At 60.0% G+C, this 15,249-nt stretch carries 16 protein-coding genes; 10 read left to right on the top strand and 6 right to left on the bottom strand.

Annotation, left to right across the window (positions count from 1 at the left end; translation table 11 throughout):
* Positions 1 to 8: 8 nt before the first annotated feature.
* Positions 9 to 1,022 (top strand): aldo/keto reductase, encoded by a 1,014-nt coding sequence (locus E1B25_RS18800; protein WP_342635603.1) that lies wholly within the window; start codon positions 9 to 11, stop codon positions 1,020 to 1,022.
* A gap of 316 nt (positions 1,023 to 1,338) precedes the next feature.
* Here E1B25_RS18800 and E1B25_RS18795 read toward each other — a convergent pair whose 3' ends face one another.
* Complete coding sequence (locus E1B25_RS18795) at positions 1,339 to 1,950, bottom strand: TetR/AcrR family transcriptional regulator (RefSeq protein ID WP_165937682.1); 612 nt, start codon at positions 1,948 to 1,950, stop codon at positions 1,339 to 1,341.
* Positions 1,951 to 2,132: 182 nt separating this feature from the next.
* Here E1B25_RS18795 and E1B25_RS18790 point away from each other — a divergent pair, with 182 nt between their 5' ends.
* The 7 genes from E1B25_RS18790 to speB all read left to right on the top strand — a co-directional run bounded on the left by E1B25_RS18790 (position 2,133) and on the right by speB (position 8,018).
* Positions 2,133 to 3,152, top strand: coding sequence for an ABC transporter substrate-binding protein (locus tag E1B25_RS18790; protein ID WP_165937681.1), 1,020 nt, complete (start codon positions 2,133 to 2,135; stop codon positions 3,150 to 3,152).
* A 63-nt stretch (positions 3,153 to 3,215) separates the two neighbouring features.
* The gene (locus tag E1B25_RS18785) at positions 3,216 to 4,031 is read left to right on the top strand and encodes an ABC transporter permease (RefSeq protein WP_132831127.1); all 816 of its coding nucleotides are present in this window, start codon (positions 3,216 to 3,218) and stop codon (positions 4,029 to 4,031) included.
* Complete coding sequence (locus E1B25_RS18780; RefSeq protein ID WP_132831126.1) at positions 4,031 to 4,816, top strand: ABC transporter ATP-binding protein; 786 nt, start codon at positions 4,031 to 4,033, stop codon at positions 4,814 to 4,816. Before E1B25_RS18785 ends, E1B25_RS18780 begins: the two co-directional genes overlap by 1 nt.
* Positions 4,816 to 5,571: an SDR family NAD(P)-dependent oxidoreductase gene (locus E1B25_RS18775; RefSeq protein ID WP_132831125.1), complete on the top strand. Its 756-nt coding sequence runs from the start codon at positions 4,816 to 4,818 to the stop codon at positions 5,569 to 5,571. The genes E1B25_RS18780 and E1B25_RS18775 overlap by 1 nt, the downstream gene beginning before the upstream one ends.
* Positions 5,565 to 6,272, top strand: a complete 708-nt coding sequence (locus E1B25_RS18770) for an SDR family NAD(P)-dependent oxidoreductase (RefSeq protein WP_132831124.1) — start codon at positions 5,565 to 5,567, stop codon at positions 6,270 to 6,272. The genes E1B25_RS18775 and E1B25_RS18770 overlap by 7 nt, the downstream gene beginning before the upstream one ends.
* An 11-nt stretch (positions 6,273 to 6,283) precedes the next feature.
* Positions 6,284 to 7,054 carry a creatininase gene (locus E1B25_RS18765; RefSeq protein WP_132831123.1) on the top strand — a complete coding sequence of 257 codons (771 nt, stop codon included), beginning with the start codon at positions 6,284 to 6,286 and terminating at the stop codon, positions 7,052 to 7,054.
* A 10-nt stretch (positions 7,055 to 7,064) separates the two neighbouring features.
* Complete coding sequence (gene speB / locus E1B25_RS18760; protein ID WP_132831122.1) at positions 7,065 to 8,018, top strand: agmatinase; 954 nt, start codon at positions 7,065 to 7,067, stop codon at positions 8,016 to 8,018.
* Positions 8,019 to 8,404: 386 nt separating this feature from the next.
* Here the strand turns inward: speB and E1B25_RS18755 are convergent, their stop codons facing one another.
* From E1B25_RS18755 to E1B25_RS18745, 3 genes are all read right to left on the bottom strand, one after another.
* Positions 8,405 to 9,259: a DUF481 domain-containing protein gene (locus E1B25_RS18755; protein WP_132831121.1), complete on the bottom strand. Its 855-nt coding sequence runs from the start codon at positions 9,257 to 9,259 to the stop codon at positions 8,405 to 8,407.
* A 127-nt stretch (positions 9,260 to 9,386) separates the two neighbouring features.
* Positions 9,387 to 10,316: a LysR family transcriptional regulator gene (locus E1B25_RS18750; RefSeq protein WP_132831120.1), complete on the bottom strand. Its 930-nt coding sequence runs from the start codon at positions 10,314 to 10,316 to the stop codon at positions 9,387 to 9,389.
* 3 nt (positions 10,317 to 10,319) lie between these two features.
* A complete protein-coding gene (locus E1B25_RS18745; RefSeq protein WP_132831119.1) occupies positions 10,320 to 10,811 on the bottom strand; it encodes a hypothetical protein in 492 nt (163 codons plus the stop codon).
* A gap of 323 nt (positions 10,812 to 11,134) precedes the next feature.
* Here E1B25_RS18745 and E1B25_RS18740 point away from each other — a divergent pair, with 323 nt between their 5' ends.
* Complete coding sequence (locus E1B25_RS18740; RefSeq protein WP_245510773.1) at positions 11,135 to 12,871, top strand: amidase; 1,737 nt, start codon at positions 11,135 to 11,137, stop codon at positions 12,869 to 12,871.
* A 309-nt stretch (positions 12,872 to 13,180) separates the two neighbouring features.
* Here E1B25_RS18740 and E1B25_RS18735 read toward each other — a convergent pair whose 3' ends face one another.
* A complete protein-coding gene (locus E1B25_RS18735) occupies positions 13,181 to 13,768 on the bottom strand; it encodes a hypothetical protein (RefSeq protein WP_165937680.1) in 588 nt (195 codons plus the stop codon).
* Here E1B25_RS18735 and E1B25_RS18730 point away from each other — a divergent pair.
* On the top strand, positions 13,689 to 14,108 hold the full coding sequence (locus tag E1B25_RS18730; protein WP_132831117.1) for a DUF2182 domain-containing protein: 420 nt from the start codon (positions 13,689 to 13,691) through the stop codon (positions 14,106 to 14,108). The two genes, E1B25_RS18735 and E1B25_RS18730, sit on opposite strands and share 80 nt — an antisense overlap.
* A gap of 358 nt (positions 14,109 to 14,466) precedes the next feature.
* On the opposite strand, the gene E1B25_RS18725 is transcribed toward E1B25_RS18730, so the two are convergent.
* A complete protein-coding gene (locus E1B25_RS18725) occupies positions 14,467 to 14,841 on the bottom strand; it encodes a hypothetical protein (protein WP_132831116.1) in 375 nt (124 codons plus the stop codon).
* Between the last annotated feature and the right edge of the window lie 408 nt (positions 14,842 to 15,249).

Genomic DNA, 15,249 nt, shown 5'->3' with positions numbered 1-15,249 from the left:
AAGGAACAATGATGGACTACAGATATCTCGGACGGAGCGGGCTGAAAGTCTCGCCCATTTGTCTGGGCACGATGATGTTCGGAGGCGCGACAGATGAATCCACCTCGGTCAATATCATTCATGCCGCCCGCGATGCCGGTGTGAACTTTATCGACACAGCGGATATATACAATGGCGGCGAAAGTGAACGGGTCGTCGGACGCGCCATCAGCGCAGAGCGCGACCACTGGGTTCTGGCCACCAAAGTCGGTAATCCGGTAGGATCCGGACCGAACCAGTCAGGCATGTCCCGGAAATGGATTCGCGAAGGTGTCGAACACTCGCTCAAGCGCCTTGGTACGGATTTCATCGACATTCTCTATATGCACAAGGCCGATGTCGGCGGCTCACTTGAGGAGATGGTCCTAACGTTTGGCGACCTCATTCGAGAGGGCAAGATCGGATATTTCGCGGTGTCCAACTTCAAGGCGTGGCGCCTTTCGGAAACGATCAGCCTGGCCCGTGCTGCGGGGATACCCGGCCCTGTCGCCAGTCAGCCCCTTTACAACCTTGTCAATCGGGAAACCGAGGTCGAGCATTTCCCGGCCACCCGATACTATGGTATCGGCACGGTCTGCTATAGCCCGCTGGCCCGTGGCATCCTGACCGGCAAATATCGCGCTGGGGAAACCCCGAAAGAAGGCACACGGGCGGCGCGTGCGGATCCGCGCATGCTGCAGGCCGAATGGCGGCCTGAGTCCCTGGAAATAGCGGCCAAGCTCGCCGATCATGCGGACTCGACCGGTCGCAAACCGGCCCACGTCGCCCAGCAATGGGTCATGAAGAACAGCTTTGTCACCAGTACGCTGGTTGGCCCCCGGACGATGTCGCAATGGGAAGACGGCCTTGCCGCACTGGAATGTCCCTGGAGCGAGGAGGATGAGAGCTTTTTCGACACCCTCGTTTCGCCGGGCAAGGGATCCAGTCTTGGTCCAGTGGATCCACACCATCCGATCGAAGGTCGTTCCGTTTCCTTTGGATAATGCGTAAATTCTGGGCAGTCTGATCTGAAGGCTCTCGACCAAACCGCGACTGGAGCTGTCGCGGTTTGGTTTCGTTCACACGCTTGCCTTGGTGGTCTTTCGTCCGAATTCAGTCGGGACGTTCAGAAGAGAATGGCGATGACGCGGGGTGTGCCGCTGCTGATCTGCCCCTGCAAACGGAATCGTTTGAGGCAGGCGGTTTCCGGTCCGGTTTCCCGGCTGGGAAAGGCGCGAAATCACATGAAAGCGTCAAGGTTTTCGCACGACGGAACAAAACCCCGCAGTTCTGGGCCGCGCCTTGGATCGTGACGCAACCTTAGCTGTGGACGAGGGTCGACAAAGCCAGCAAATCATTGCGCAGATCGTGCAAGGCTTGATCCCGGGTCTTGCTGTCGTTGGCGATGAATTCGACAAAACGGGCGTTCTGCAAGTTGAACATGGCCCAACCGAGATGCGTGGAATTGGCGCTTTCTGAGAGTTTTCCCGCCGCCTTCAACAGTTCGATTTCACGGATCAGAACCGAGGCCAATCTGTAATCAAGCTCTCGATAAAGCTTGTTGAAGCGGGGTTCGTCGCCATCGACCGACGCCGAAATGACCTGCCGCCACACCGACTTGTCAAGATGGGTCAGCGTGTGGTCGCAGACGATCGTAAAAAACCGCAGCAACAGATCGATCGAATCCTTGGGCTGGTGCGACAGGTCTTCATCCAGCGTTTCAAGCAGCTCGCGGTCGCTTTCGGCGACCAGCGCAAGCAGCACGCCTGATTTGGTGCCATAGTAATTATGCACCGTGACGCTTGAGACCCCGGCAATCTCGGCAATGGCTTCGATGGTGATGTTGCCCAGGCCAGCCTCGACGAAAAGGCTTTTCGCCGCAGCGATGATACGTGCGCGCCTACCCTCTTTTTGCCGCTCGCGCAGGCTCAATGTTTGAGATCCTTCCATGGGGGCATTCTCGGGGTCTGCGGTGGGGAATGCAACAATAATTTTAGCGGTATAAAATTTTTAGTGGACTAAAAGTTTTTGTTCCGTATATTTTTTCGTGTAACCGCATCTGGGAGCTGATCATGCGTAAACTCACCTTCGCCCTGTCAATCGCCGGCGCCGTGTTGGGCGGCGCTGCTGCTGCGCAGGCCAATGAAACCATCAATGTCGGGATCTGTGTGTCCTGGCCCGGCTATGCGATGTTTGACGTAGCCAAACAGAAGAACCTGGTCCCCGACTATGACTTGAATATCGTGAACTTCGAAGATCCGCTCGGCGGGCATGCGGCGCTCGCGACGGGGCAGATCGATGTCTATGGCTGCACGGCAGACTACATCCCGGTGGCCGTGGATTCGGGTCTCAATGAGGTTAATGTTGCCTATCTCAACCCCTCTTACGGCGTTGATCACGTGGTCCTCGCTGCTGGAATGACGCCCGAAACGATCAAGGGCAAAAAGGTCGCCGCACCGCAGGCCTATATCGGCCAATTGCTGATGGGGTTGTGGCTGGACCGTGCGGGAATTGCACCGGGTGATGTGGATTGGGTGAACCTCAATGCGGACGAGGCAGTGGGTCCGATGCTGTCGGGCGGCCTCGCGGCGGCCTATATGTATGAGCCTTGGATCTCGAAGGTGATCGAGGCCGCGCCTGGCACCGCGTCCATCGTCGACACCACGGATCCGGAAATGCTCAAGACCGGCATATTCATGGATTCACTTTTCATGAACAAAGACTTCATCGCCAAGAACCGTCCCGCGGCATTGGCCGTACTCAAGGCAGAGTGGGATGCCCGTGCCTACTGGCACGCGAATGTCGAAGAGACCAACCAGATGATCGCCGACTATTTGCAATGGCCGGCTTCGGACGTGGCCTCGGTGATTGGCACCAATGGCAAAAGCCTTGCGGGCGGCATCTACATGTTTGATTTCGATGAATCCGCGCGCACCTGTGGCGTTCTTGAAGGGGAACCGCCCTTTGGGTTGCCCAATGGCTCGATGGCCGGTTCGGTGGCGCTGACCAACGAATGGTGGATCAAGCTTGGCCTGATGAAGAACACGATCGACCCGGCTGCCGGCATTGACTGCTCCTTGATGGGCGACTTGGTCAAATCCGGCTATCGCCAGTCCTTCCAGGCGGTTGAGTAACCTTCGCGCTTCAATCAAAACACCCCTCGGCTTTGGTCGAGGGGCCCTTGCGGGAGCCCCCCCATGCGGCAGAAGATTTCGACCGGGCGCAAGCCCAAATTCTTGCAGGTGCGTGTCTCCGTTCCACGACGCCAGATGCTGATCTCGGCGATTGGGGTTTGGGTCGTGTTTTTCGGCATCTGGATCCTCGCCACCAGTTTGCACTGGGTGAACCCGCTTCTCGTTCCGGCACCGGGCGATGTCCTTGGTGCGACTGTGCGCCTGTTCGCAAACGGTTTTGGCAGCGATGTGCTGATCTCGATGATGCGCGTGCTTGTCTCGTTCACGCTGGCTTGCCTCGTGGCCATCCCGCTCGGGGTGGCGATGGGGGCCTTTCCGGCGGTGGACGCGATCTTGGCACCGTTCGTTTCAGCCTGGCGCTATCTGCCCGCCCCCTCGTTTATCCCGATCCTGCTGATGTGGTTTGGCACTGGCGAGGCCCCAAAGCTGGCGCTGCTCTTTCTTGGGGTGATCTTCTTTCTCATCACCTTGATCGCGGATCACACAAAAGAAATCCGCAAGGAGCTGATTGAAACGGCTTTGACGCTGGGCGCAGGACGGTGGGCCACCGTGTTCGGAGTGATGCTGCCCGCCGTTGCCCCCAATATCCTGACCGCGATGCGCCAGATGTTGGCCGTGGTCTGGACCTATCTGGTGATCGCCGAGATCGTCGCGTCGACCACCGGCATCGGAGCGATGATGATGCGCGCACGGCGCTTTCTGCACACCGACGAGATCCTGTCCGGCATCATCGTCATCGGTGTTATGGGGCTGATCTTTGACAAGGTCTTCGCGATCTTGCACCGCCGCCTCTTTCCCTATCTGCAAGAGGTGCGCTGATGTCTCAACACTTGCTTCAAATTAACAACGTCTCGAAAACCTTCGCCTTGTCCAAGGGACGGTCGCTCACGGCTGTCGATGACGTTTCGTTCGCGGTTGAGAAGGGTTCGATCTGTGTCCTTCTGGGGCCATCTGGCAGCGGAAAATCAACCATTCTGCGGATGATCGCGGGGCTTGAGGCGCAAAGCAGTGGCACGATCGCGCTGAAGGGGGCGCAGATTGATGGCCCGGCGCGTGAACGCGGGATGGTCTTTCAGGCTTACACGTCGTTTGACTGGATGTCGGTTGGCAAGAATGTCGAATTCGGGATGAAGATCAACGGCGTCCCGGCCAAGGAACGGCGCGAACGCGCAGCGCATTTCATCGGCCTTGTCGGGTTGTCGAAATTCATCGACACCTATCCGTCCCAGCTTTCGGGCGGGATGCGTCAGCGCGTGGCGATTGCGCGGACCTTGGCGAATGCGCCCGAAGTATTGCTGATGGACGAGCCCTTCGGCGCGCTTGATGCCGAAACGCGTTGGCAGATGCAGGAGTTGATGATTGAGGTCGCCGAGGCCTCGGGAACGACGATGATCATCGTCACCCATGACATCGAAGAGGCCATTTTTCTGGCCGACAAGATCGTCTTTCTTTCCAGCCATCCGGGCCGGATCAAGGAAGAGATCATCCCCGAATTCAAACCGGCAAAACGCATCCGCAACAAGGAAGAACTGCTCGAATGCCCGGGGTATATCGACATCGAACGCAAGATCATGCGGATGATGCGTGAAGAGGGGCAACACTGATGGCCATTTCTTTCAACGATCGCAACGTTGTCATTACCGGCTCCAGCCGGGGCATCGGGTTTGGTGTGGCACAGGGCTTTGCGCAGGCGGGCGCGCGGCTTCACCTGATTGCGGATGATACGGCGATCCATGATCGCGCAGCCGAGTTGGGTGCGACATCGGCGCAGGCCGATATCACCGACAAGAAGCAGATCGCCGCGGCCTTGGCGCCGCTCGAAACAATCGACGTTTTGATCAACAATGCCGGGCTCGAACTGATGACCCCCATCAGCGATGGGTCTGACGCCGTCACCGAGGCGTTCCGCCGGGTTATCGACATCAACATCAACGGCACCGCCCTGGTCACGACTTTGGCGCTGCAACGCATGGGCGCCGGCGGGGCGATCGTGAACACGTCCTCCATCTGGGGGCGCGTGGCCGAGCCGGGCTTTGGCGCTTATGTCGCCTCAAAACATGCGATTATCGGGCTGACCAAGACCTGGGCGCGCGAGTTGGGCCCGCGTGGCATTCGGGTGAATGCGGTTTGTCCGGGCTGGGTGCGCACCGAGGCCTCGATGCGCTCGCTCGGGCGGATCGCGGCAGAGGACGGCGAAGACGAGGCCCTGCTGCTGGACCGCATCGTTGCAGGTCAGGCGCTGCCGGGCCTGATGGAGCCCCCCGACATGGCCCAGACCTATCTGTTTCTTGCCTCTGACATGGCGGCCAATATCACCGGCCAGTCACTTGGCGTTGATCGAGGAGAGGTGCCATGGTGACACCGTTGAAGGGCAAACGCGCATTGGTCACGGGGGCCGCCAGCGGGATCGGGCGGGCCATCGCCCTCGCGCTGCAGGAAGCCGGGGCCGAAGTGATCGGGCTTGATCTGACCGCTGCCGAGGGCGAGATCGCGATCCTGCCCTGTGACCTGATCGATGAGGCGCAGATCAAGGCCGCCGTGCAGGACGCGGCGCAGCGCTTGGGTGGTATCGACATTCTGGTCAATAACGCGGGCATTTTCGAGGAACGCTCCTTGGAAAATCTCAGCGCCGATCATATCGACCGGATGACGGCCATCAATCTGCGCGCGCCCATGCTGGTCGCGCGCGAGGTGTTGGCGCATCTGCCCGAGGGCGGGCGCATCATTAATATCGTTTCGGAACTGGCCTATCTGGGGCGCGCGGGTGGCTCGGTCTATGCCGGCACCAAGGCGGCGATGCTGGGCGTCACCCGCTCGTGGGCGCGCGAACTGGCCCCGCGCATTCTGGTGAATGCCGTCGCGCCGGGCCCCACCGATACACCCCTACTGGATTTCGAAAATCTCAGCCCCGAGGGCAAGGCCCTGGAAACCAACAACCCCCTTGGCCGCATTGGCCGCCCCGAAGAAGTGGCCGCAGCGGTGGTCTTTCTGGCCGGGTCAGGCGCCACCCTGTTTACCGGGCAATGCCTTGGCGCCAATGGCGGCGCGGCCATGACATAATGGATCAGAACATGACAGATAGTGTATTTTACGCAGAGCTTCCTTGGCCCGAGGTTGAGGCGCGTATCACCGCCGGAGCCCCCGTTTTTCTGCCCCTGGGCGCAACCGAGCAGCATGGTCGCCATATGGCGCTGAATGTCGACGTGGTGATCCCCACCGCGATCGCGGCGCGCGCGGCGGCAGAGCTGGGCGGCTTGGTGTTGCCCACCGTGGCCTATGGCAATCGCTCGCAACCCAAGACTGGCGGCGGGCCGGGCTTTCCGGGCACGCTCAATCTGACGGCGCAGACGTTTTCGCTGATCGTGCGCGATGTGATCTGCGATCTGTTTCGCCAGAACGTGCGCAAGATCGTCACCGTGAACGGGCATTATGAGAATATCGGCCCGACGATCGAGGGGATCGAATTGGCGCTTGATGCGATCGGTCGCGACCGCGCTGCGGATCTTGTCATCCTGCGCGTCGATCATTGGGATATGGTGCGCGCTGAGACGCTGGACCGCATCTTCCCGCATGGCTATCCGGGGATCGAGTTGGAACATGCCTCGGTGCTGGAAACGTCGATGATGATGGCGCTGCGTCCCGAGCTGGTGGACCTGTCTCTGGCGCGCCATGACGGCCCCGCAGCCTTCTTGCCATATGACCGCTTTCCCAAGCCCTGCGCAGAGGTCCCGCCATCTGGTGTGCTGTCGCTGACCGAGGGCTCGTCGGCCAAAAATGGCGACCTATTACTAGCCGATTGCGTGGCGGGCATCACAGCCGCAGCCGCGCGAGAATTCAACTGAGGATATACCCATGACGACCTTTCACCAGCCCGTTGACGCCGCAGAAGTCCCCCGCTTCGCCGGTCATTCAACCTTCATGCGCCTGCCCGCCGTGCCGACGGCCGAGGGGCTTGATATCGCGTTGATCGGTATTCCTTGGGATGGTGGCACCACCAATCGCGCGGGCGCGCGTCACGGCCCGCGCGAGGTCCGCAATCAATCAAGCCTGATGCGGGCGGCGCATCATGCGTCCGGGATCGCGCCGTTCAGCATCGCCCATGTTGCCGATGTCGGGGATCTGCCGGTGAACCCGATCAACCTGCTTGACGGGTTGAAACTGATCGAGACGGGGATGGCGCAGATCGCGGCCACCGGTGCGCTGCCGCTGTCTTGTGGTGGCGACCATCTGACGACGCTGCCCGTGTTGCGCGCGCTCGCCAAATCCGGTCCGGTCGGTTTGATCCATTTCGACGCCCATTCTGACACCAATGACAGCTATTTCGGCGACAACCCCTTTACCCACGGCACCCCCTTCCGGCGCGCGATCGAAGAAGGGCTGCTGGATCCGCATCGCATCGTGCAGATCGGAATCCGGGGATCGGTTTATGAGCCGGGCGAACATGATTGGGCCAAGGCCCAAGGCATCCGCATCATTTACATGGAAGAATTCGTGCGTCGCGGCGTCGCCGAGGTGATGGCCGAGGTGCACAGCATCGTGGGAGACCGGGCGACCTATGTCACGTTCGATGTGGATTCGATTGATCCCTCGATGGCGCCTGGCACCGGCACTCCTGAAATCGGTGGCTTCACCACGCGCGAGGCGCAACAGATGGTTCGGCTTCTGGCCGGGGTGAACATTATCGGCGCTGATGTGGTCGAGGTCGCGCCGCCGTTCGATCTGGCGGGGATGACGGCGCTGGTTGGCGCAACCATGATGTTCGAGCTGCTTTGCGTCATGGCTGATTTGGTGGACCGCCGCCGCTGACTGAAGCGGTTCGACAGGCATGTTGGCCGGATCGGCTCCCCTCGTGCAGCTCAGATGACGGCATGGCGTGGATGAGCCAAACCTGATGACATCCACGCCATCAACCGGCGCTGTTGGTTTCAAACGAAGCCGGGCTTGCCGTTTCGAGCACGCGCAAGCCCGTCCATACCCGTCCTGAAATCAACCGGCACGGTGGCGAGGAAGATGTGCCTGTTCCGATACGCTGATTTCCCGGGGCCGCAAGCATTACGAAGGCGGCGCACGATACGCGGGGGCAGCCTGCTTGGGCGCATCCACATACAAGAAGGAGGATGGGTTGACCCATCCTCCTTCAAGTCAACGCGCCGGTGGCACGAGGTAGGAAACCGCCAGCGCCTTTCTTGCTGTTAGAAACCCATGATCAGAGACAGGCCAAGGGTGTTGTCGGTTGAATCCAGGCCCGGTGTCGGGTCGGTGTTATAGTCGGTCCGGTAACTGAGCCGGGTCGACAGGTTGTCCGACATCTTGAAGTTCACACCGGCGTCGTTTGACAGCACGGTGTTCACGTCAGAGCCAAGCACGTCGGTGTCCATGGTGAACGACACGGTGTCGCTGAACGCATAGAAATAGCGCGACGAGGCGATGAAGCCGACTTCGGTTTCCGACACGCCAAGGGCGTCCTTGAAATAGCGAATGCCAGGGCCAGCCTGCACCCGCCAGGTGTTGTGCGGTTGATTCATCACGCGGTAGCCGGGACCAAAGCCCAGGAAGGCGTCTGTTTCAGAACCGGGCAGCACCGTGCCGGTATTGTCGATCAGCAGACCGTCGTACTGATAGCGGCCCAGACCAAACATATAGAAGTCCGGCGTGAAGTAGCGGTTGGCTTCATAGGTGGCAAAGTACTTCTCTTCGCTCTTGATGCCGTTCGCTTCGCCGTATTCGATGGCAAGCCCGACAAGGTGGTTCCAGGAGCCAACGCCATAGGTCAGGCGGCCCGCACCAGAGACTTCGCCGGTGTCCGTGTTGCCCGATGTGCCCGAGGCCGACAGCGCGAACGAGCCGCGCCAGCCTTGCGGAACGCCATTGGGGCCAAATCGCTCTGCATCCTGACCGCGGCGCTGGTCGCGCTCTACGTCGGTGGTGATGTCGTCAATCTGGTCGTTGAGACCCTGAATTCCCGTGATGTTGGTTTGTGCGGAAACAGGGGCAGCGACCACAAGTGCCAGTACGGAAACTGCGGTGAGTTTCAGATGTGTTTTCATGGGTCAATCCTTTCCCAGTAAAGGTGATCCGATCCGGGTTTCGGAACGGAAGCATCTCTGCTGAGGCCGGTTATAAAGCTCCCATAAGAACGAGGAAAAATCGTTCTATTCATAGATAAAGCGACTATTACTCATCGGTAATCACGCCGGGCAGATACGGTTCAAAGTCCCGCATATGCTCTATTTCAGCCACAACATTTTTCTGTTCCTGTTCAGTGGCTTTGACGATTGTTTTCAACGTCGACCGAGCCAGGGCCAAAAGGTCGTCGTCGAGATCATCGCGCCAGACAACCCACGAGGGGTAGGGAAACCGTGGCGCATTTGCCACGCGGTGCAGTATTCCCCTGTCCAGATAGCGCCGCACCGATCGCGCTGGCAGATAGGCCGACGCCCTGCGGTTGATGATATATTCTGTCGCCAGCGATCCCAGCGCCATCGAGCGACCGGAATCGGTCAGATGCGGCAGGCTGATGGTAAGGGCATGGGTAAACTCCGGCCCCCAGTCGACCGCGACATAGTCCTTTTTGTCGTCCAACGTCGCCCCGGCATAGGAGGCGACAAGGATCAGCTCGTCATTCAGGGCGGGCTCAACGATCAACCCGGGCCGAAGCTGCGGGGTATAAACCAGTGCGGCTTGCACGATCCCTTCGACAAGAAACCGGGTGATCCGGTTCGCCATGCCCAGTTCGGCATGAATGCTCAGCTCCGGCATTGTCGCTTGCATGGCGTCGATCCACGGGAACCCGAGCCGCGGCCAAAGCGAATAATGCGCGCCGATGGAAAGGGCGCGATCAAAGCCCTCGGGGATGGAAATCTGTTGTCGCGCTTCCTCCCAGAGCTTGAGCAGGTTCAGCGCATAGCGTTCGAATTGCGCCCCGGACGGCGTCAATACCGCCCCCGCCTTGGAGCGGGTGAACAGGGGATGGCCAAGACTGTCTTCCAGCCGTTGGATCCGCAGGCTGACCGCCGATTGCGTCACAAAGAGCCGGTCACTGGCCGCCACGAATGAGCCCGTGTTTGCAACCTCGACAAAGGTTTTGATAAGCGTGATGTCCATCCGTCAACTCTCCGGGTTCGCGGCGCCAAAAGCAATCGGGGCGATAGGAGGCTTTGAGGGTAGTGGGGGTGGGGCATGACCTGCTACGGTTTTCTCCTCCCCCAAGGGCGCGGGCACGGCACGTCGAGCGGCACCTTTTGCACCAGGAAGGACGGTTTCGGCTGTGAACCCCGAAAGCAAACTGGGCCACAGAAACGGTCGGAATTTCTGGCCGTCGCGGAGTAAAAGTCGGCCATTCTGACACCCCGGGGCAGGAGCCGAGGGGCGGTTGCCAATAAGATTTGAGACGGTCGAAAAGACCTTGGACTCGACCTTGGTGCCTGGCATCAGCGCGGCACCGTCTGCTATGGCGCGAACCCGGGCCACAAGATCGGACAGGCCGAGCAGATCGCGGGCGCGGATAAACTGGCGCACGGTGGCCTTGGCCTGAACGACGTTGGGGGCGCCCCCCCCGGCGTCAGGGTAGGTGTAATGCACGCGCGCATCATCAGGCATGTGATCGCGCGCAAAATGGTGGCTTCCCCAGAGCCGCTTTCACCTATGGTCCCAACGGCTTCGCCCGAGGCAACACGGAAGCTGGCATTTTTCACAGTCGGTATGCGGGCACGGCCCTGCCCGAAGCTGAACGAGAAATCCCGGATTTCAACAGCGCGAGTCATGGTTTTGCATCCAGCCATCGGGGATCATGTTCAGGCACGGTCAGGTCTGCCACCTTGCGCTCACGCGGTGGCAGGCTTTCATTCAGGGCAAACCTATAGGGGTGGCTGGCGCTGCTCAGATCGCGCGCGGCCCGTTCTTTCCTAATCTGGCCGCCATACATGACCAGCACCCGATCGCAGAAATATGATGCGGTTCGTGGAAACCCGGACGAGGACGCAATAATAAGCGAGGACGCAATGATGAACGAGGGCGCAACGATGGACGAGTTTATCAATCACAGCGATCTTGCAGGGGCCGAAGCCGTATTGGGCGTGCGCTATACCGAAGACGAACGGCATCAAATCGCCGCGTTGATGCACGAGCAAATGGCGCAGACCCGCGCGCTTCGGGCGACCGAGATCGGGAACGATGCCCCCATGGCCTGCACGTTCGATCCGCGCTTGCCGGGGTTTGTCATGCCGGGTCTGCCGGATGGTCAGGTCTTTACCGAAGCGGACCCAGGTCCGCTGCCGGACAATGAGGCCGACATCGCTTTTGCACCTGTGACCCGACTTTCGGGATGGCTTCGCGTGGGCGCGATCACCAGCGTGGCGCTGACCCGTCTCTATCTTGCACGGATCGCCAAGTTTCAGCCTGTGATGAACTGCTTTGCCACCGTTACGGCGGATCGCGCCCTGGCCGAGGCCGCAGCGGCGGATGCCCGCCGCGCGGTCGGCGATATCCCCGGGCCGCTACTGGGGGTTCCCTATGGGCTGAAGGATCTTTTCGACACTAAAGATATTGTCACCGGCTGGGGCGCAGAGCCTTACCGTGACCGCAAACCGACCCAAGATTGCGAAGTTGCAACGCGCCTTCTGGCGGCGGGCGCGGTTTTGCTGGGAAAGACCTCTCTCGGGGCGCTGGCGCGCAACGATGTGTGGTATGGCGGGCGCACAAACAATCCTTGGAACACCGACGAAGGGGCAAGCGGGTCAAGCGCCGGATCAGCTGCAGCCACTGCAGCAGGGCTGTGCGGCTTTGCCATCGGCACCGAAACTTTGGGATCAATCACGTCACCGTCACAGCGGTGCGGGACCACGGGTCTCAGGCCGACCTTCGGGCGGGTGCCTCGAACTGGGGCCATGGTGCTGTGCGCAACGCTGGACAAGGTCGGGCCGATCTGTCGCTCGGTCGAGGATACGGGGCTGGTCCTTGCTGCCCTGAACGGCGCGGATATGAACGACCGAGGCTCTATCGCCGCACCATTCCATTTTCGCGCGGATCAGAGCATTTCGGGCCTGCGGCTGGGGTATCTTCCCGAGACATTTGGTGACGGCGCGACAGAGGTGGACAAACAGGCATTGGAGGCGGCGAAGGGGCTGGGGATGGCGGTGTCAGAGGTCGATCTGCCGCCCCTGCCCTATGGATCTCTGCGCCATCTCCTGATGGCCGAGGCTGCGGCGAATTTCGAGGAACTGACGTTCACCGGGCGTGACGACATGCTGGCTGTGCAAAGCAACGAGGCTTGGCCAAACACGTTTCGGCGGGCGAGGTTGCTGTCGGCGGTGGATCACGTGCAATTGGACAAGATGCGATATCAGGTGATGCAAGCATTGGACGGCATGTTCCGCCGGATTGATGTTTTGATCGGCCCCTTCGCGACGGGCCCGATGCTGGTGGCGTCAAATTTCACCGGCCATCCTTGCCTGCACCTGCGCGCAGGGTTCGAACAGCGGAGCAGCCGGCCGGCGGCAGGTCCGGGTTCAGCGCCCGGGGTGGGACAGGTGCTGCATCGTGTGCCTTCTGGTATATCGCTGTGGGCCGGGCTGTTCCGCGAGGACCACATATTGAATGTCGGAATGGCATTGGAACGTGCGTTGGACGTGGCCATGGAACGGCCAGAAGGGGTGGAGTGACGTTGTCCGACCGTTTCAGACAGGGGCTGTTGCATGAATCGCCCGCCGTTTGGGAGTATGGTCGTGAAAGGACCTTTCACATTTCGACCAAATAGCCGGACGTCCGGGGCGATATCAGCTTCCCCCATGACTGTCATTGGCATGACGGTCTTTGGCTTGGCCGTCCAAAATCGAGGCTTCGCAATACAATCGCGGGCGGTGCAAACGCGCGCGCCCCCTCAGGAACGGTCCCTGCCAACCGCGCGCCTCAGATGGCGAAAGTTGCAAGGGTCGGGCAAAGTCGACATGCGAGACGGGCGGCAAATTCTTCTATTCGTCGTACCCAGCTTTGCGCAGGCCCTCCATGATATGCGCATAATTTCGCGGCGCCACATTCCATTTTTGGATTTCCTCTGCGGCGGAGACACCGGGTTTCACCTCTTTCATCTTCGCCAGGGACGCACTGGCCTCCATGCGGCCAAGGTGCCCGAATGCGGCGGCGTTCAGCACATGCATCCAGTAAAAATCCGGCATGCTGATGCGCTGCACATCCACCAGCACATCCTCGTGTCGGTTCGGACCAAGCTCTATCGTTGTTTCAAGAAGGTCTCGTGCCTCGGCGTACATTGTTTCGTTCAGGGGGGCGGTGTAACGCCGCGCACGCAACAGGCAATCATACGCATCCCCTTCAAACGGGCGTTTGCGCAATGCGTGCATCAGGGCGGTCGCCTGCATCCTGACCCCAAGGGACGCGACGATCATTTGCGATATCGCGTCCTGAACCGCGAAAATATCCTCCAGTGCCCGATCGTAATGATCGGCCCACAGCGATACGGCAATGATGGCGTATCTGCAGACGTTTACGTCAATGCAGTTTGTCGGCCTGTTTCTGATTTGGGCGATGATGATGAAGGCCACGGGTCCGCTGGGTGGTGCCATCCTCGTCGTCGCCGGGCTCTATCAGTTCAGCCCGATGAAACACGCCTGCTTGCATCAGTGCCGCGCTCCGATCAGTTTTCTGATGACCCAGTGGCGCGAGGGCGGATGGGGCGCGCTGGGTATGGGCTGGCGTCACGGCCTGTTCTGTGTCGGTTGCTGTTGGGCGCTGATGGGTCTTCTGTTCGTTGTCGGCGACACGAATGCCGCACGGATTATCACGATCTACGTTCTGGTCGAAAAAATCTTTCCCGGTGGTGAAACGTTGTCCAGGATAGCTGGTGCGGTTTTGCTCGGGATGGGTCTCTGGATCATCGTCTGAAATAGACCTGAGCAGGATGTGCACAGGCTTTCGCTCTCATGCGGGAGCCACCAGCCTTGCACTTGCAGCCCCGTCCGCTTTCCGGTTTTCAGAACTTGGGCGGATCAGGTTGGCCTCCCATCTGTCGGCATCCCATCCGTCGACTTGACGTTCCATCTTTGGCGTTCCGTCTAGTGTGTCACAAAGTTCCGCTTCGTCCCGCACGGCCGCCATTCGGCTCATGAAAATGCTGGGCCTCATGAAAATGCTGGGCGACGTATGCATGGCCGGTCTGATGAAGGCTGCGGCTCGGCACGATACACGATGGCAACGGTCGACTCTGGGCCGATCCCCTCTGGGACGTCGTCGCGCGGGGGCTTCAATCCCCGTTGTCAGGATGGCTGTCGGACTTGGTTTCTGCATCCACGACTTCGGCGGCCTTGCGCCAGAATTCGACGGCCTTATTGAACTCTTCCGCATAGAACGTCGTGTTCTCGGGTCCCGAAGGATCACCGTCAAAGCGTCCAACACGCCCTGCGCAATCGAAAAATCCGGGTCCAGGCAACCCACCGCGGGCCCTGCTGACGACAAGCGTTGCGATCAACGGGCGGGCGGCGGCGGCATCCTCCTCTATCAGATATTCCAACGCGACCGTGAGTTGTTGGATCGTATTGGGCGGTGAGAGGTTCAAGGCCTTGGCAAGAGCTTGATAAGTGATCGGAGTTGCCGCCCCGGCAATTCGGGAGAGATGCATCCTGACCCGCTGCGCCAACGTGTCGAGCGTCTCTGTGGCGGCGTTCGCAGTAGACCCAATCCCTCGCACCATATCTCTCCCAACGCGCCCAAGGTTGCGCCGCCCTTGGCATTTAGTCAATTGCCGAAAATGGAGGTGCATCGAGACCGTCTGTACAGGACCACACAGGGCCATTCGTGTCACCGCAGGGGAAGAGTGGGCGCTCTGCTGTCTTTTTTTCCAAGGCCCCGACGTCTCATGAATTTGGCATCTCCGGGCCCCTTAAAGCGGTTCACTTACCGCAAAGGAGGTAACCATCCGGCGTGGACCGCAGATGGAAGCAATTCTCAGGTCGTGCCCTTGGGGGCTTTGGGTTTGCGGGGCCGCGGGGCCCATTTCTTTGCAAGCAGATGAAGTCGTTCGACGATC

It is taken from the genome of Antarcticimicrobium sediminis (assembly GCF_004348975.1).
Lineage (GTDB): Bacteria > Pseudomonadota > Alphaproteobacteria > Rhodobacterales > Rhodobacteraceae > Antarcticimicrobium > Antarcticimicrobium sediminis.
Note: the sequence above shows the minus strand (reverse complement) of the source record. Positions and strands in the feature narration are given on the sequence as shown.